Source organism: Pseudomonas entomophila, assembly GCF_013523125.1.
In the GTDB taxonomy this organism is placed as follows: domain Bacteria; phylum Pseudomonadota; class Gammaproteobacteria; order Pseudomonadales; family Pseudomonadaceae; genus Aquipseudomonas; species Aquipseudomonas entomophila_B.
In genome coordinates, this window is record NZ_JAAMQJ010000060.1 from 1 (window position 1) to 14,189 (window position 14,189).

A 14,189-nucleotide genomic window follows, 5' to 3' on the forward strand; every position below is an offset into this window, starting at 1 on the left:
CTGCTGGCTGAGCGCCGACAGCGCATTGGCTACGAGAAGGAGCTGGCGGCTGCCGCCGGTGCGTGCCGCTGACCGGTGATTGCCCAGCAGCAGCGACAGCCATTACGATACTGTTTTTCCATACAGTGCCCGCTATGAAACTGCTCTTGAAGCTGCCGTATCCACAGGCCTGGATTGCCGAACTGGGCGACCGCGTCGAGCTGATCAACGATCCAGACGCGCGCGCCGCTGCGCTTCGGGATCTGGCCTATGCCTGCTACAGGGGTCGTGAGGTGACCTCTGACCAGTTTTCCGACATGCTCGAGCTGATCGACGCGGCTCGGTGGTGGGCGCTCAATGAGCAGGAAGAGGCCTGGGCGCTGGGCATGTTCGACTATTACCCGCCCGGCTCGGTGTCCTAAGCGCAGGCAGCCTGGCCTGGCCATCAACCGCCACTGGTGTGATTCATGCCGGCGCAGTACCTACAACCTTCACGAACCAACCTTCGAGCACCGAGAGCGCCAACGGGTAGGGTCACAGCCAATCAGGACTGACATGACCAATCCAATCGTTCCCTGGATGGGCGGCAAGCGCCGCCTGGCCGACAGGCTCATCCCCCTTTTCCCTCCCCATGAGTGCTACGTCGAGGCTTTCGCCGGCGGCGCCGCGCTCTTCTTCATGCGGCCGCAACCGGCGCCGGTCGAGGTGCTCAACGACCTCAACGGCGACCTGGTGACTCTATACCGCGTCGTCCAGAACCACCTCGAAGAGTTCATCCGCCAGTTCAAGTGGGCACTCAGCTCGCGGCAGATCTTCGAATGGCAGAAGATGACTCGGCCCGAGACGCTCACGGACATCCAGCGCGCCGCGCGCTTCTTCTACCTCCAGCAGCACGCCTTCGGCAGCAAGGCCACCGGCCAGACGTTCGGTACCGCGACCACCGGGCCGGCGATCAACCTGCTGCGCATCGAGGAGAACCTGTCGGCAGCCTGGCAACGCCTCGCTGGCACCTACGTCGAGCGCCTGTCCTGGCTCGACTGCGCCGAGCGGTACGACCGGCCGCATACGTTCTTCTACATGGATCCGCCGTATTGGCAGACGGAGGGGTATGGGGTCGACTTCCCATTCGAGCAGTACGAGCAGATGGCCGACTTCATGCGTCGGTGCAAGGGGAAGGTCATGGTCAGCATCAACGATCACCCGGACATCCGTCGGGCGTTCGAGGGCTTCCACATGGAGCGGCTGGACATCCGCTACTCGACGGCCAACCAGCGGGTCGGCAAGGCTGAGGTGACGGGTGAGCTGGTGATCACCAGCTGGGAACCGGCAGCGCTGGGCCAGCTGTTCTGAAGAAAAAATGAGGGGGTATTTAGGGTCGGCAGAACGCCGTAGGAGCTGTCTAATATTATTGCCAGAAACTACGTGTTTGCTGGGCGAAAACCGGCAAAAATCGAGGTTCAGTATTAGACAGTTTAGAGGGTAAGGCCGCGTAATTCGCGGCCTGTAGACGATTGCTTCTGCTACTGCTGCAGTATTGGAATTGGGGGTAGAATGGGTCAAAATTAGTTCCGAAACAAACGGGGAGACCCTTGCAGAATGCGGCTTGCAGGCCATAAAAATGGAAGATGTTTCGGAACTCATTTAGGCGCCAAGGGCGCATCATTTGGTGATTCAGATATCGGATTGCAAATCCGTCTACGCCGGTTCGATTCCGACCTCGGCCTCCATATTCGAAAGCCCCGCAGATCTTGGTCTGCGGGGCTTTTCTTTGGGCGCTAGAAACTCTATCGTTTCCGCATCCTGGGACATCGTTTCCGCATCAGGCCTCTATTTGGTAGGGCTGACCACCTCACCCACGCGCCGATAGACCCGCTTGGTGATCTCCTCTTTCGAATGCCCGAGCAGTCTGCTGGCGTGGGTGATGTCGTCGATCTCCGAAGCTGCTTTCGGTCGAATATCGCGGAACTGAAACTGCCGGACCTTAGTGGCCAGATCGTCGCTGCCGTCGGCGATCAGCTTACGAGCCGCTTTATCCCGCGCCTCACTAAAGCGGTTCCTCAGCATCTCCCAGCTCATCCGCAAACCTGAGTCGTTGGTGATGAGCCGCGAATTGCGCACGCCCTGCAGCTTGCGTCGTTCAAGCAGTGCTTCGATGAATACGCCAAGGCCGGTCAGTTCACCGTTGACGTGTCGCCGTATGCGAAGCTTCTTGTCTGTCTTGTTCTGATCGACCCACAGGTAATCCTCATCGAGGTCACCAGTGCTGAACTTCAATGTGTCTGCAGGACGCTGGCCAGCAAGGTATGCTAAGTCCATGGCATCCTTGAGGCCCTGATCGGCTTCGGTGTAGACCGCATCCCATATGTCTTCAGCTGCGTAGAAGTCGCGTGCTTTCTCCTTGTTGCGGCGAACGGCCAGGCAGGGGTTTCGCTCGGCGAATCCCCATTCCATGGCCATCGTGAATACATGGGAAAGTAGGGCGATCTCTCGATTTGCACGGGTCTTGGCGCTACGGGCGTCTCGGTATTGTGCAATGACAGGTGGTTTGAGGGCCTCGATTGGTGCGTCGGCAAACGCCTTTCGCAGGCGCTCCAGCTCGTACTTGTTGTCCTTCTGAGTGCGGGGCGACTTGGTCGGAATGATCGTTCGCTCATACCGGTCAAACAGCTCGCCCATCGTGGCCATTACTTTAGGCTTTGCCTTGTGTTCTAGGCGAGCCCACTCCAACTTGGCCTCTGCGAGGTCAGTCCCCAACGGTATTTCCTGCCGTTTCCCGTCTGCGTTCCTGCCGTCGTAGTAATAACCCACCCAGAGCTTACCGCTTTTCAACTTCCTAACTCGCCTCAGCATCCTTGGCGGAAGATCCTTGTTTGATGCCTTTCTATTACGCATCTGTTACCCCACGCGCGACAAGTCGAGCGTCCAGATGTCGGTCGTGGCGTTTGTCGCTGTAGGTTTTACGCCAGCCAGTTTTAAACGGGCATACATCCGCCCAATAATTGGCCGTCGGGAGCGTGTCAGTGTGTACTGCCAGCCGTTACGAGCCAGCCAGGTAATTTGTTTGCTAGGGATCTGATATCCCGTGATGCGAACAACTTCGTCCTCGTCGAGAAATTCGCTCGTATTTTCCATAAGTATCTCCAAGCCGCATGGTGGTGATCATCTGCCATTTGCGGCAGGTATAGGTTTTAAGATGGGATGACTAAAGAAGATGGCCGCCGGCTTTAAGTAGGGCGTCGCGGTCTTCACGTATGCGATCTGCTAGGTGCCAAGGCGTCCAGTAGCCATCGTCCATGGGCACTGCGATAGGCTGTTGTGGGCCGTTCCAGCGGAGGCCGTAGCGAGGCAGCCCATCGCCCGATGGTGGTCGCGGTGGTCCCTCGGGCTTCAAGCCACTCAGACGTGCATTTTCGGCGCGCAGCTGCTCAACCTCGGCAGGTTCGGCAGCGCTGGCGAGGACCGGCCGAATCTCGCGCCTGATCCCGAACTGATTGAAGCGTCCTAATTCATGATCGTGCATGGCTCGTTCGGTATCACAGCACTCCCGCCACGGCGTCCACTGTGACCCAGATCGATCGGTCTTGCTGCGTATCTGGTAACCCACCGGCTTGCCCTGGTCCTGCTGGGCCTCCAGCGCCGCCTGATACCCAGCACGGAAGAGGTGGTAGTCGTTGATCGTCTGCGGCTCGACGAAGCTGGCGCCATCGCGTGCCAGCTCGCTCTGGTCCAGGCCGTGCGGGTTAATGCTGACGAACAGGTCGCGCACGTCGATGTAGTCGTGTTCTGTGGGCATGGGATACCTCAAGGATGACAACAGCTAGTATGTGGTGCATCATAAAATTTTAGCCGGGTGCAGAAGATGACTATTAAGATTAAAGAAGCAGTCGCTGGCGCGATTGAAAATGTGTTGGAGCTTTTTTCTGAGCAACGAATTTCCGGAGTTTTGTTAGAGGAAGTGGCTAGGGATGGACAGGATAATTTTCTTATTACTATTGGATTTGAAAGGCCCACTACCAAGACCGGTGCGCAATCTTTGGTCGGTGGTTTGGCTGCGATGATGGCGACGCAGCGTGTCTACAAAGTTGTATGTGTTGATAGGGATAATGGAGATGTTATATCTATCAAAGATAGGGCGTTGGAGAGACAATGAAGCCTCGGGTTATAATAGATACCAATTTATTGGTTCTATTGGTTGTTGGTTTCTATAGCCCTGACTATATTTCTCAGCACAGAAATCTTCAAGATTATACTGCAGAGGATTTTGAAGACTTGATGGTTCTCATTAATGGCGCTGAGCTTGTTGTGTCAACTGCCATTCTTACTGAGGCTAGCAATTTGCTATGGCAAACCAAGGAGCCGCACAGGACGAGAATCCGAGAGTGTTTGCGTCGATTTATTGAGTTGGCCACGGAGCGCGCTCTAATATCACTCGAAGTTATTTCGTCTCCGTATTTTTTGAAACTTGGACTGACGGACGCAGGTATATTATCTATGTCACCGGATTCTGGATTAGTGCTAACGGTAGATCTTGATTTACATTTGGCATCACTCGAGCTGGGTTTCAAAAGTGATAATTTTAATAACTTCCGGGATTTTAGCTAGTAAGTCTGCATTTTTATGGCGGTTTCTGACTATGTGAGCTATGTGTGCAGTCTGCGTAGCGTCAAGACTGGGAGTAGTATATGAGCTGGGATTGCTTCTCATTCTGGATAGAACATCATCCAGGGTTGGCGTCGTGGGTACAAGCTATTGGTTCTATAGCTTCAATCTGGGCGGCTTTTTTTATTGGCAATAAGCAAATTAAAAAGCAGAATAAAATTCGCGATGAAGAAAGGCAGGCTAAGTTAGGTGCGTTTTACGCCGTTGTTCGAGCGGCTGCACATGATTCTGCTACTTTCGCAGAGCTGCTTAAATCAGGTAATTCATTTACAACGATAGAGGAAAATTGGCGGCTGATTTTTTCTAGCGCTTTCACTACCTCACGACGCGCAATCGCAAATTTGCCATCTCATGAACTCGGCACCTATGATTTGGTAGAAAGCTTTCACTCTCTCGCTGGCGCCATTGATCAAATTTTTGTAATTGTCGAGAGTAAAATCGCAAGCAAAAATATTAGTGATGAAGATTTTATTTCCATGCGAACTGATGTGCTTGTGCAATGTCGAGTGTGTGGCTTGAGCTGGGATCGGTTTGAGTTGGCCTGTAAAGGGCTGAATTATCATTATAAATTCGGAGCCAACTGAAGGTTAGTTAAGGATGACCCGCGCGCAAGCCTGGATCTCAATCTAAAGCGCCGACGATGGCCTGGCTTCGTACTTGACCAGCAGTTGAGCAATGCGGACACCCAGCTCCTCCTTGCTGCCGGTTGGCGCCGGTGCTGGTTGGTGCACAGCGCGGATGGGCACATCAAGCTGCCCTGGAAGGTCTACTCGCATGATTTTCATCCGTGCTGGTTATGCCGCTGGGCGGCAGGTGGATGTGTTGCTGGCGCCGGCCGAGGCGGGCGCGGTTGAGGACTTGTTTCATTTGGGCTGACGCTACTTGGGGAAGTCGATGTCGTGCTCGTCGACGAGCCTGGTCAGGCGCTGCTGGCTGATGCCGATCAACTTGGCGACCGCGTCGCGGCTGAGGCCTGTGTGGACATAGACGCGGATCCTCTCGATCAGCGCGTCTTGGTTCTTGGCCCTGGTCTGGCGCCCAGGTAAGCGCTGGCTTCGCTGACTATCATGGTCCTGGCCGCCTGGATGGCCCGACTGAGCAGCTGGGGGCTGTGCTGCACCTGCATCACCTGCTTGTCCTACGGCTGCTGGTCTGGGTACCACCGGAAGTTGGGCCGGCGCGGCACCGAGGCAGCGCCCCCCGCAGTCTCGGATCTCGCCGCCATTGGCCAGGAACTGCGCCACGCTGGCCTCAAGGCCTGCGCGAACTTTCTCATGCTGTTCCGAGACGTTCTCGCCGATCATTGCCGCCCGACCAGCCTGCACCGAGCAGCTGCCTCCAGCCCATCGAGAACTCGAATCGCATTTGCGTGTTTCGAGCGAAACGCACAGGTCTTGCCGGTGTGGGTGTCGATGATGTGCCACATGTTGCCTTTCGATCGGGCTTGATAGCGAGGTTTGGACTTTGGTGCGGGCCGGCCAATGAGGCTGTAGAAATCGGCAGTCGCCAGGGTGGTTCGTTCGCGCAGGGCGGCCAGGCCGTCCACACGCTCTTGCATGGCTGGGTGCATGGTGTGTTCCTCGGTCAGACGTGAAGCTCGAAGGCCTCGGCCTTGCGAACGATTCGAATTTGGGTGGTGCGGCGCTCTGGCACGCGACGGTCGCGGCGCATGGGGTCGCCCACGTCGATGGCGGCGTGCAATGCGATGAGGCTGGCCAGCGCGATGCACAGGGGGCTGATGATCTGTCGGCTCATGGCCTTGGTGACGGCCTCAACGCGCCGGCTGACCTGCATCTTGAACAGGGCCAGCTTCACGCGATTGGCGGCGGTACCGGGGGTGGTGCCCATCTGGCGGGCGATCTCTTTGGTGGTGAGGCCCTGGGCGACCCACAGCAGAGCTTCAAGCTCACGGGGCGCCAGGGCATCGCCGAGCTGGCCAGTCCATGTACCGCAAGTGATCGTTTCCATAATCTGTCTCGGTAGACCGCATTGGTCAGGCGCCAGGTGCGGGCGACCAACCCCAGCCAACGAGCTGGCCTGGCGCCTGCCAATGCGGTCGAATGTTGAGGGGAGGGGGCTGGGGCGCATCGGTGATCCACATTCCGGGGCAAACCGGGTGACCGGACGCCTCACTAAAGGGCGAGACGCTACCCTGGCTCACAATTCGCGGCGATCAACTCGCGTTCAATGTGGATCACCGATGAACTCCGCGATGGGGAGCAGAGCATCGGGCAGTTAACGGCAGGCTGGCGTGATGCTGGTTGTTCGGTCAGACGGCGACCTCAGCCTCAGCCTTGATCCGCTCTTGGACCTCATGGCGGTGCACTGGCACGTCCTCTGGTGCCTCAATACCGATCCGCACTTGGTTGCCTTTGACGGCCAGAACGGTCACTCGGATGTTCTCGTTGATCACGATGGTTTCGCCCGTCTTGCGGGTCAGTATCAGCATGGTCCTACTCCTTGGTTGGTTTCCCGTCTGGCCCGCGTGTGCAGGCCAATCGGTGAAATCACGGTATCCATCCAGCCACGGCACCCGCCTGCTGGAAAACTAGTTTTGCGCTTTACGCTGCACGCCTGGGACAGTTGCCATCCCTCTGGACCGTTGAGGCCGACCCATCGCTGCCTTGATCGCAGCATCGTCGCTGCATGCGTCAAAATATAGGTTAACCTTTAATATCAGTCAACAGGCATACCTTTAATTTTTTTCGCGGGCGCGAAAAAGCCCGCGTCTGCGGGCCTTGGTATCCAGATTTTAGCGGCTAAAAATAGAGTGTCGGTGCTTTCTACAGCTTCATCAGGGCGCGGACTACGACTCCGATGATTCGGCAGTCCCCAGTGCATTGTTCCGTAGGGTAGGCTGGGTTTAGTGGTTTGAGATACCGTCGACCACCGTCTTCAACCAATTTTTTGAATGTGGCCTCGTTGCTGTCTGCCAGCTTAGCTATCACTAGCTTGCCATGCTGCACATCCGCTTCAGTATCAACCAGGATGAGAGTCCCCTCGGCGATGCTTTGGCCTAAGGGGGACGTCATAGAGTCGCCCTTTACCTCTAACCAGAAAGCTGGACCCTTGGCGTCATACTCCGATAGCTCATAGCGGTCCGAAAATCCTGGCGGGAACGGCTCTACAGCCTCAGCCCAAGCACCCGCAGCAACCCAGCTGATGACTGGATAGCGAAAGTATTTGTCAGGCTGAGAAACAGGCGCCACGTTCGAGGATGTGCTTGTTGATTCGCTAAGCATGCTGCCTATCCCTTCGGAAAGCCAGACAGCATTGACGCCGCAGATGGTCGCGAATTTGACCAGGTGGCCACTAGTGCGAGTGATTCCACGCTCAATTTCAGACACCGATGCCTGGGCAATCCCAGCACGCTCTGCAAGCTGTGCCTGGGAGAGCTTTGCGTGTTTTCTGGCCTGCTTGAGGCGGTCTTTGAGTTCCATGGTCGCGACGATAAAGGCTGGCCTTTGATCTTGCAAAAAGGTGTGCCTTTCACCTAGCATAGAGGTATACCTTTATTTTGGCGAACGTCATGAAAAGTCCTATCCGACGCTTGATCGATCATTTTGGTTCTCAGCAGTCAACCGCGACCGCATTGGGCGTTAAGCAGGGCACGGTGAGCGGCTGGGTACGCAATGTCCACGGCATAAGCGCCGAGGTTGCTCTACGCGCTGAGATCCTTACCCATGGGGAAATCAAGGCTGTCGAGTTGAGACCAAGTCTTACCGGTGTAGCGGCTTAACCACCGAGACATTTTGCATTCGTTGGAGCTGGGCAACCAGATTCTCAATGCGACTGGTATTCCATCCAGTACCTGAATCACAGGCATAAAAAAACCGCCTGGCAGGGCGGTTTCTTCAACAACGAGATCGAGGTCGATTATGCACATTGCAAGAGATGCAATCAACACCCAGGTGGGAGCTTTAGCTTTGACCGAATCCCCAACACGTCAGGCTCGGGTGATGTCCTCCCGCGAGATCGCCGAGCTTACTGGCAAGCAGCACCAGCACGTCAAACGAGACATCGAGAAGATGCTTGGAGACCTGAAAGAGGATGTGTCCAAGGTTGGACGCATCTATTTCGACTCGCAAAACCGGGCTCAGCGCGAATACTGTCTGGACCGCGAGCACACCGACTGCCTGCTAACCGGCTACAGCGCCGCGATGCGCATGGCCGTCATCAAGCGCTGGCGCCAGCTGGAGGAGGGCAGCCGTGTCATTGCCACCCTTCCGGACTTTTCCAACCCAGCCGCTGCTGCTCGCGCTTGGGCCGAGCAGTACGAGCTGCAACAGACGACCAACCATGCGTTGGCGATCGCCGCGCCCAAGGCCGAGTTCGTCGACCGCTACGTTCAAGCTTCTGGCTCCATGAGCTTCCGCCAAGTCGCCAAGCTGCTCAAGGCGAACGAGCGCCAGTTCCGGCGCATGCTGCTGGACAAGGGCGTCATGTACTACTTGGGCGGCGTGCTGACCCCGTGCAGCCAGCACCAGACAGCGCAACGCTTCGAAGTGAAAACCGGCACCAGCGAAGCCAATGGTCACACCTTCGCGCAAGCGAGGTTCACCGCCAAGGGCGTGGAATGGATCGCTGGCGTTTGGGCTGCCCATCAACTGGAGCAAGGCAAGTGAGCACGATCATCATGACGGCTTGCTGGCCGCTTCAGAGCATGAGCCCTGCGCAAAAGGCCGTGCTGATCTCCCTGGCGGACAACGCAAACGACGACGGTGTGTGCTGGCCTTCAGTGTCGCGCATTGCTCAGCGCACCTGCCTGTCTGAGCGCGCTGTCCGCACAGCTTTGCGCTGGCTTGAGCAGGCCAAAATCCTGACCGCACACCAGCGTTCGGGCCGCTCGACCTGGTACACCGTTAGCCCTTCCAACTATGACCCCGGCAGCTCCTGCCCCCAGAACCGTAAAGGAACCATCAAGGAACCGTTAGAAGAAGAAAAGGGCATCGGCGACAGCGACAAGGTGCCGGTCGAAAAGATCATCGGTTTGTTCAACGAGCTGCTGCCGACACTGCCAAGCGTGGTGCTGATCAACAAGGATCGGCGCAGCAAGCTTGCCGCACGATGGGCCGATAGCCCTGTGCACCAAGACCTGGAGTTCTGGCGGGACCTGTTCAGCATGGTTGAGTCGAGTGACTTCCTGATGGGCCGCATCGAAGGTCGAGAAAAGCAGTTCCGCTGCACATTTGACTGGCTGATCGCTCCTACCAACTTCGTGAAAGTGGTGGAGGGCAACTATCATGCGTGAACCCTACAACGCAGACGCCGAACATGGACTGCTGGGGGCCATGCTGCAGCGTCCAGAGCTGATCGATACGCTGTCCGATGACCTGACCCCCGAGTCGTTTTACTTCGTGGAAAACGCCGAGGTGTATCGGGGCATTCTGGAGCTCCGGGCTGCTGGAAAACCTGTGGACCTGCTGACTGTAGCTGATCACGTCGGAATGCTGCATACGGGTGACCTAGCACTGGGTCATTGCGGCTCGCTGATCGCCAACACGCCTAGTGTTGCCAATGCCGGCGCCTACGCGCGGATCGTTCGAGAGCGCGCCATTGAGCGTGCCCTGTATGACCTGAGTGCTCAAACGCTTGATATCGCTCAAGGCGGTGGTGACATCCAAGCCAAGATTGCAGCTGTCCAAGCGGCAGCTATGGCGATCGACACCGGCGCGGACGAGGATGAAGTGGTTAAGGCTGGCGACCTAATGGCTGAACAGGTCGAGGTGTGGCAAGAGCGCCATGACCGACTTGCGCGCGGAGAGACCTTGATCGGCTTGTCCACCGGCCTGGCGGACTTGGACGAGAAGCTGGGCGGACTGCAGCCTGAGCAACTAATTATCGTCGCAGGGCGGCCTGCCATGGGGAAAACCACCCTGGCCATGGGATTCGCCATTGACGCTGCTGTGCGCCAGCGTAAGTCGACCCTTGTGGTCAGCCTGGAAATGAGCAAGGGACAGCTGCTGGATCGGGCCATGGCATCCGAAGGGCGTATCCCGCTCAACCTGATCAAGAACGGCGCCGCATGCCAGTCTCACGGGACCGAGATGGGTGTCGCAGCTCGCAAGATCCAGCAGGCGAACCTGTTCATCGCCGATCGAGCTGGCGCCACTGTGGGCCGCATCCGCTCCATGGCCCGTCGCCACAAGCTGCGCTATGGCCTGGACCTGCTGGTGGTCGACTACCTGCAGCTGATGGAAGGCGACGGCGGGAACCGCACGGAGGAAGTGAGCAGCATTAGCCGAGGCTGCAAGCTGCTGGCGCGCGAACTGGGCATTCCCGTTGTGCTGCTGAGTCAGCTGTCCCGCAAGTGCGAGGAACGCCCCAACAAGCGCCCGGTGCCGTCCGATCTGCGCGAGTCTGGCGCGATCGAGCAGGACGCCGACGTAATCCTGTTCGTGTACCGGGACGAGATCTACAACGAGAACACCGAATACAAGGGCATCGCCGAGATCATCATCGGCAAGGGCCGCGACGTGGAGACCGGTACCGTCCGCGCAGCCTTCCTTGGCCAGTACAACCGCTTTGAAAACCTGTCAGCCAACTGGCAACCGGTCCCAGTCGAGCGGCCGGCCAAGGTCACCAGCATGGCTTCAAGGTACGGCAACAGGGAAAAGCGCCAATGAGTGTCGTTATGTACTGGACCACGCGATTCCATGGCGATCGGTTTTCAGCATGAGTGCGACAGCAGTTGTAAAGGTGTCCGACGCTGAGATCCGGCGACAATCGACTGTGGACGGTGTGCGAGATTTACGAGATCCACGCCACCCAGGGTTGCGGTTCCGCTTTGATCAAAGCCGAAAGGCCGGCACCTGGTTTCTCGTCGTGCGCGGCAAGTGGAACCGGCTTGCCCGCTTTCCCGAATACGGCGCAACGGCGATCTTTGCAGAGCTTCCTGCCCTGCGACAGCGTTTGCTGGGTCGGCCTGATGATGCGGTGGCTCTGGAAGGCTTGGTGACCGTAGGCGATCTGCTGCGGTGGTTCAGTGACCGAGTAGGCAATGACGCTTCGCTCTCCAATTCTTGGAAGGGGACTGTCAGAACCGTGATTAGCAAGCAACTGTTGCCGCGCCTGGATGAGCTGCCAATCTCTCTTTTGACAGCGGCTATGCTCGACAAGCTGCTGATGTGGCCAGCCCAGTCACAATTCTCAACGGCCTACGTTCGGCAGATGTTTCGCGTGTTGAGTCTAGCTGTCGGTAAAGCACGTGAGCTGGGGCTGATTGCCGCGAACCCAATGGCTGAGATGCGGTTCACCCAGTTCATCAAGACCAAGATTCTGCCGAAGGATGGCCGGCTGCGCGCAGACCATCTGCATGAGGTAGTACCCGCGTTGGCTGCGCTATTCGAGCAGAAGCCTGCCGAGGCCATGCTGGTGCTGCTGATGATCTGCCACGGTACTCGCCTGGGCGAGTCTCGCCAGGCGCAATGGACAGACTTTTCGCTGAGCCATGCGGAGTGGGTCATTCCCGCAGTGCGCACCAAAACGCGGTCCGAACACCGCCTGCCGCTGACTTCCCGCGTGTCGGCGCTTCTACGGCGGTACCGGGCCGCGCAAATCACAGCCGGGTACAGCGGGCAGTACCTGTTCCCTGGTCGTAAGGGGCAGCCGCTGAGCGAAAGCCAGGCCTCGGCCATCTTCCGCCGCCTGGCCTGCCGGGCCTGGTCGAGTCACGACCTGCGCAAGGTCGCCCGCACGGCGTGGCTTGACATGGGCGTCGACGGGTTCATCGGCGAAATGCTGCTGAACCACTCGCTGGGGAAGGTTGCTGATACCTACATCAAGACCAAGGCAAACGGCCTACGCAGGGACGCCCTGGAGCAGTGGCATGAATGGCTTGACGGGATCGGCTTCGCAGCCATTCACAAGTTGACAGACATGCAATCCGCAATTTCTCACAACGGGCCGCAAGCCAAGCCACGCAAGGCGCGCAGCCCCATCGACGAATTTATTACAGGGGAGAATGCACAACGTGAAAAAGAGCACCAACCGTGGCTTTGAGCAGCCCCGCTTGGACCTGATGAAGTGCCCGACATGCAAGGGCAGGGCAGTGGTAGAAGGCGTGTTTTTTGAGCTGGCATGCACGGATTGCAACGGGTCAGGTTGGGTTGTTGAAGGTTCCAGGTTGGTGCTTTCACTGGAGCACCTGGTGACCCAGCTCAGCTTCAAGTTGCAAGCGGCAGAGCAAGAAATAAAACAGATGAAAAGGCCTAGCGTGATGCAAGGGCCGGAGCAGCATTACCAAGGTTCCAACCGACGCGGCGCGGGCGGATCCAACTTCACTGGGGATTGAGCGGCACATGAAAAAACGAACCTACACGGACAAGCCCCTGGGTGATACCGAATACATGCTTGAGCAATGGGGGTGGTGGCGCATGGATGGGATGGGGGTACCGCGTTATGTCTCTCCGCTGTTCGCGTTGATGCGTGATCACGTTCCGTCGGAGGGCGGACTGAAGCAGTACGTCATCACCGATGATCTGGCATTGGCGGTAGACGGCGCTCTTGCCCGCCTGACCAAACGCGATCAGCAAATGGGCGACTTCCTTTGGCTCTACTTCGGGGCAAAATGGCCTGCTCTCCGTGTGGCCCGAGAAAGCAAAATAAGCGAAGCCAAGGCGCGGGAACTGATCAAGGCCGGAGTCGCCTGGATTGACTGCGCACTGGAGCAAGTGAGAGAGGCAGCTTAAAAAGTTCTTTCCGCGCGGATAAAGACCTGTTTCTATAGCAGCGTGTCCAGCTTGCAACGCAATGTGACACTGACGAACCCCGGCCAATGAGTCGGGGTTTTTCGTTTCTGCGCCTCGGCACTTGCCGGGGCGTTTTACTTTGCACTCCCGATTCGGGAGGAATCGAGATGCAGACCATGCCCCCCGAAAAGGATCCGACCTTCTGGGTCATGCTTGCGGCCGCCGTGCGTGACCACGGCATGCCCGCCGCTCTGGCCACCATCCTCAGTTACCTGCGCATCCTCTACGACGACAAAGAACCCCGCTGGGATCGCCGCCTGCTCGAGGCTGCGCTGGGTGGTGTGCTGGTCTTCATGGTCGGCATCGGCGCGGAAAAGTTCGGCATGACGGGCGGCTACGCCTATGCAGTCGCTGGCTTTGTCGGCGTGCTTGGCGTTGAGCAGGTGCGTCAGCTGGGTCGCCAATGGGCTAGCCGCAAGGTTGATTCGCAATGATCGTCCGGCCGCTTCTGGCTGTCGTCGTCGCCTTTGTCGCGTTTGCGCTGCAAGGGCATATGAGTTCCTACGAATCGGCCGCTTCCCTGGCCGCCATCCCCTATAGCGAGGCCTGCAATGAGCAATTCCGTCATTCTTAATTCGTGCCTGGTCCACCGCCTGGAAGACCTCAGCAAGCTGAAGGTCCAAGGGCAGCGGTTGGCAGTCGATCTTCAGGGGTCTAAACGAGTGGATGAAAATGCACTCGAGCGCGCAATGATCGCCTTTCAGCGGGCAGTGGGTCAGCTCGAAGGCGTCATCATGGGCAAGTCGCATCACGATGCAGCCCTGGAAGCCTCGAGTCATTCTGCATGCGTTGAACTGGTCT

The 14,189-nt window shown here is 57.6% G+C and carries 22 protein-coding genes; 14 read left to right on the top strand and 8 right to left on the bottom strand.

Translation table 11 applies throughout. The features are described from left to right. The first annotated feature begins 134 nt into the window (after positions 1-134). The gene (locus G7007_RS20770; RefSeq protein ID WP_181104836.1) at positions 135-401 is read left to right on the top strand and encodes a hypothetical protein; all 267 of its coding nucleotides are present in this window, start codon (positions 135-137) and stop codon (positions 399-401) included. 133 nt (positions 402-534) lie between these two features. Further along, positions 535-1,329: a DNA adenine methylase gene (locus G7007_RS20775; RefSeq protein ID WP_181104837.1), complete on the top strand. Its 795-nt coding sequence runs from the start codon at positions 535-537 to the stop codon at positions 1,327-1,329. A 477-nt stretch (positions 1,330-1,806) separates the two neighbouring features. Here the strand turns inward: G7007_RS20775 and G7007_RS20780 are convergent, their stop codons facing one another. The 3 genes from G7007_RS20780 to G7007_RS20790 all read right to left on the bottom strand — a co-directional run bounded on the left by G7007_RS20780 (position 1,807) and on the right by G7007_RS20790 (position 3,772). Next, on the bottom strand, positions 1,807-2,871 hold the full coding sequence (locus G7007_RS20780; protein WP_181104838.1) for an integrase: 1,065 nt from the start codon (positions 2,869-2,871) through the stop codon (positions 1,807-1,809). A 3-nt stretch (positions 2,872-2,874) separates the two neighbouring features. After that, on the bottom strand, positions 2,875-3,111 hold the full coding sequence (locus G7007_RS20785; protein ID WP_181104840.1) for a DUF4224 domain-containing protein: 237 nt from the start codon (positions 3,109-3,111) through the stop codon (positions 2,875-2,877). 70 nt (positions 3,112-3,181) lie between these two features. Beyond that, positions 3,182-3,772 (bottom strand): hypothetical protein, encoded by a 591-nt coding sequence (locus tag G7007_RS20790; protein ID WP_181104841.1) that lies wholly within the window; start codon positions 3,770-3,772, stop codon positions 3,182-3,184. Positions 3,773-3,838: 66 nt separating this feature from the next. On the opposite strand from G7007_RS20790, the gene G7007_RS20795 reads away from it, so the two are divergent. The 3 genes from G7007_RS20795 (at position 3,839) to G7007_RS20805 (ending at position 5,222) form a co-directional block, all read left to right on the top strand. Further along, a complete protein-coding gene (locus G7007_RS20795) occupies positions 3,839-4,129 on the top strand; it encodes a hypothetical protein (RefSeq protein WP_181104843.1) in 291 nt (96 codons plus the stop codon). Continuing rightward, positions 4,126-4,581 carry a hypothetical protein gene (locus tag G7007_RS20800; protein ID WP_181104845.1) on the top strand — a complete coding sequence of 152 codons (456 nt, stop codon included), beginning with the start codon at positions 4,126-4,128 and terminating at the stop codon, positions 4,579-4,581. Before G7007_RS20795 ends, G7007_RS20800 begins: the two co-directional genes overlap by 4 nt. An 80-nt stretch (positions 4,582-4,661) precedes the next feature. Continuing rightward, positions 4,662-5,222: a hypothetical protein gene (locus G7007_RS20805; RefSeq protein ID WP_181104847.1), complete on the top strand. Its 561-nt coding sequence runs from the start codon at positions 4,662-4,664 to the stop codon at positions 5,220-5,222. Between the two features lie 294 nt (positions 5,223-5,516). Here the strand turns inward: G7007_RS20805 and G7007_RS20810 are convergent, their stop codons facing one another. The 5 genes from G7007_RS20810 to G7007_RS20830 all read right to left on the bottom strand — a co-directional run bounded on the left by G7007_RS20810 (position 5,517) and on the right by G7007_RS20830 (position 8,078). Further along, positions 5,517-5,942, bottom strand: a complete 426-nt coding sequence (locus G7007_RS20810) for a hypothetical protein (RefSeq protein WP_181104849.1) — start codon at positions 5,940-5,942, stop codon at positions 5,517-5,519. Further along, complete coding sequence (locus tag G7007_RS20815) at positions 5,939-6,208, bottom strand: hypothetical protein (protein WP_181100571.1); 270 nt, start codon at positions 6,206-6,208, stop codon at positions 5,939-5,941. Before G7007_RS20815 ends, G7007_RS20810 begins: the two co-directional genes overlap by 4 nt. Positions 6,209-6,222: 14 nt before the next feature. Further along, positions 6,223-6,606 (bottom strand): response regulator transcription factor, encoded by a 384-nt coding sequence (locus G7007_RS20820; protein WP_181104851.1) that lies wholly within the window; start codon positions 6,604-6,606, stop codon positions 6,223-6,225. Positions 6,607-6,907: 301 nt separating this feature from the next. Then, on the bottom strand, positions 6,908-7,087 hold the full coding sequence (gene csrA, locus G7007_RS20825) for a carbon storage regulator CsrA (protein WP_181104853.1): 180 nt from the start codon (positions 7,085-7,087) through the stop codon (positions 6,908-6,910). Between the two features lie 334 nt (positions 7,088-7,421). Continuing rightward, on the bottom strand, positions 7,422-8,078 hold the full coding sequence (locus tag G7007_RS20830) for a LexA family protein (RefSeq protein ID WP_181104854.1): 657 nt from the start codon (positions 8,076-8,078) through the stop codon (positions 7,422-7,424). Positions 8,079-8,167: 89 nt separating this feature from the next. Here G7007_RS20830 and G7007_RS20835 point away from each other — a divergent pair, with 89 nt between their 5' ends. The 9 genes from G7007_RS20835 to G7007_RS20875 form a co-directional block, all read left to right on the top strand. Then, a complete protein-coding gene (locus G7007_RS20835) occupies positions 8,168-8,377 on the top strand; it encodes a transcriptional regulator (RefSeq protein ID WP_181104855.1) in 210 nt (69 codons plus the stop codon). Positions 8,378-8,597: 220 nt separating this feature from the next. After that, positions 8,598-9,263 (top strand): phage antirepressor KilAC domain-containing protein, encoded by a 666-nt coding sequence (locus G7007_RS22060; protein ID WP_258198641.1) that lies wholly within the window; start codon positions 8,598-8,600, stop codon positions 9,261-9,263. 11 nt (positions 9,264-9,274) lie between these two features. Beyond that, entirely contained in the window at positions 9,275-9,889 is a 615-nt protein-coding gene (locus G7007_RS20845; protein WP_181104865.1) for a helix-turn-helix domain-containing protein, read from the top strand. Continuing rightward, positions 9,882-11,264, top strand: coding sequence for a replicative DNA helicase (dnaB, locus tag G7007_RS20850; RefSeq protein WP_181104857.1), 1,383 nt, complete (start codon positions 9,882-9,884; stop codon positions 11,262-11,264). Before G7007_RS20845 ends, dnaB begins: the two co-directional genes overlap by 8 nt. A gap of 49 nt (positions 11,265-11,313) precedes the next feature. Continuing rightward, positions 11,314-12,639, top strand: a complete 1,326-nt coding sequence (locus G7007_RS20855; RefSeq protein ID WP_181104858.1) for a tyrosine-type recombinase/integrase — start codon at positions 11,314-11,316, stop codon at positions 12,637-12,639. Then, on the top strand, positions 12,611-12,931 hold the full coding sequence (locus G7007_RS20860) for a hypothetical protein (protein WP_375139513.1): 321 nt from the start codon (positions 12,611-12,613) through the stop codon (positions 12,929-12,931). The genes G7007_RS20855 and G7007_RS20860 overlap by 29 nt, the downstream gene beginning before the upstream one ends. A 7-nt stretch (positions 12,932-12,938) precedes the next feature. Next, a complete protein-coding gene (locus G7007_RS20865) occupies positions 12,939-13,328 on the top strand; it encodes an antiterminator Q family protein (RefSeq protein WP_181104861.1) in 390 nt (129 codons plus the stop codon). Between the two features lie 176 nt (positions 13,329-13,504). After that, positions 13,505-13,822: a phage holin, lambda family gene (locus G7007_RS20870; protein ID WP_181104863.1), complete on the top strand. Its 318-nt coding sequence runs from the start codon at positions 13,505-13,507 to the stop codon at positions 13,820-13,822. Between the two features lie 117 nt (positions 13,823-13,939). Then, positions 13,940-14,189 (top strand): hypothetical protein (locus tag G7007_RS20875; protein WP_181104864.1); only part of this gene is annotated, 250 nt, incomplete at its 3' end.

Excerpts from the sequence above, each read along its gene's own strand:
- G7007_RS20770 (WP_181104836.1), top strand. The coding sequence starts at position 135 with ATGAAACTGCTCTTGAAGCTGCCGTATCCACAGGCCTGGATTGCCGAA.
- G7007_RS20775 (WP_181104837.1), top strand. The coding sequence starts at position 535 with ATGACCAATCCAATCGTTCCCTGGATGGGCGGCAAGCGCCGCCTGGCC.
- G7007_RS20780 (WP_181104838.1), bottom strand. The coding sequence starts at position 2,871 with ATGCGTAATAGAAAGGCATCAAACAAGGATCTTCCGCCAAGGATGCTG.
- G7007_RS20785 (WP_181104840.1), bottom strand. The coding sequence starts at position 3,111 with ATGGAAAATACGAGCGAATTTCTCGACGAGGACGAAGTTGTTCGCATC.
- G7007_RS20790 (WP_181104841.1), bottom strand. The coding sequence starts at position 3,772 with ATGCCCACAGAACACGACTACATCGACGTGCGCGACCTGTTCGTCAGC.
- G7007_RS20795 (WP_181104843.1), top strand. The coding sequence starts at position 3,839 with ATGACTATTAAGATTAAAGAAGCAGTCGCTGGCGCGATTGAAAATGTG.
- G7007_RS20800 (WP_181104845.1), top strand. The coding sequence starts at position 4,126 with ATGAAGCCTCGGGTTATAATAGATACCAATTTATTGGTTCTATTGGTT.
- G7007_RS20805 (WP_181104847.1), top strand. The coding sequence starts at position 4,662 with ATGAGCTGGGATTGCTTCTCATTCTGGATAGAACATCATCCAGGGTTG.
- G7007_RS20810 (WP_181104849.1), bottom strand. The coding sequence starts at position 5,942 with ATGATCGGCGAGAACGTCTCGGAACAGCATGAGAAAGTTCGCGCAGGC.
- G7007_RS20815 (WP_181100571.1), bottom strand. The coding sequence starts at position 6,208 with ATGCACCCAGCCATGCAAGAGCGTGTGGACGGCCTGGCCGCCCTGCGC.
- G7007_RS20820 (WP_181104851.1), bottom strand. The coding sequence starts at position 6,606 with ATGGAAACGATCACTTGCGGTACATGGACTGGCCAGCTCGGCGATGCC.
- csrA (WP_181104853.1), bottom strand. The coding sequence starts at position 7,087 with ATGCTGATACTGACCCGCAAGACGGGCGAAACCATCGTGATCAACGAG.
- G7007_RS20830 (WP_181104854.1), bottom strand. The coding sequence starts at position 8,078 with ATGGAACTCAAAGACCGCCTCAAGCAGGCCAGAAAACACGCAAAGCTC.
- G7007_RS20835 (WP_181104855.1), top strand. The coding sequence starts at position 8,168 with ATGAAAAGTCCTATCCGACGCTTGATCGATCATTTTGGTTCTCAGCAG.
- G7007_RS22060 (WP_258198641.1), top strand. The coding sequence starts at position 8,598 with ATGTCCTCCCGCGAGATCGCCGAGCTTACTGGCAAGCAGCACCAGCAC.
- G7007_RS20845 (WP_181104865.1), top strand. The coding sequence starts at position 9,275 with ATGACGGCTTGCTGGCCGCTTCAGAGCATGAGCCCTGCGCAAAAGGCC.
- dnaB (WP_181104857.1), top strand. The coding sequence starts at position 9,882 with ATGCGTGAACCCTACAACGCAGACGCCGAACATGGACTGCTGGGGGCC.
- G7007_RS20855 (WP_181104858.1), top strand. The coding sequence starts at position 11,314 with ATGAGTGCGACAGCAGTTGTAAAGGTGTCCGACGCTGAGATCCGGCGA.
- G7007_RS20865 (WP_181104861.1), top strand. The coding sequence starts at position 12,939 with ATGAAAAAACGAACCTACACGGACAAGCCCCTGGGTGATACCGAATAC.
- G7007_RS20870 (WP_181104863.1), top strand. The coding sequence starts at position 13,505 with ATGCCCCCCGAAAAGGATCCGACCTTCTGGGTCATGCTTGCGGCCGCC.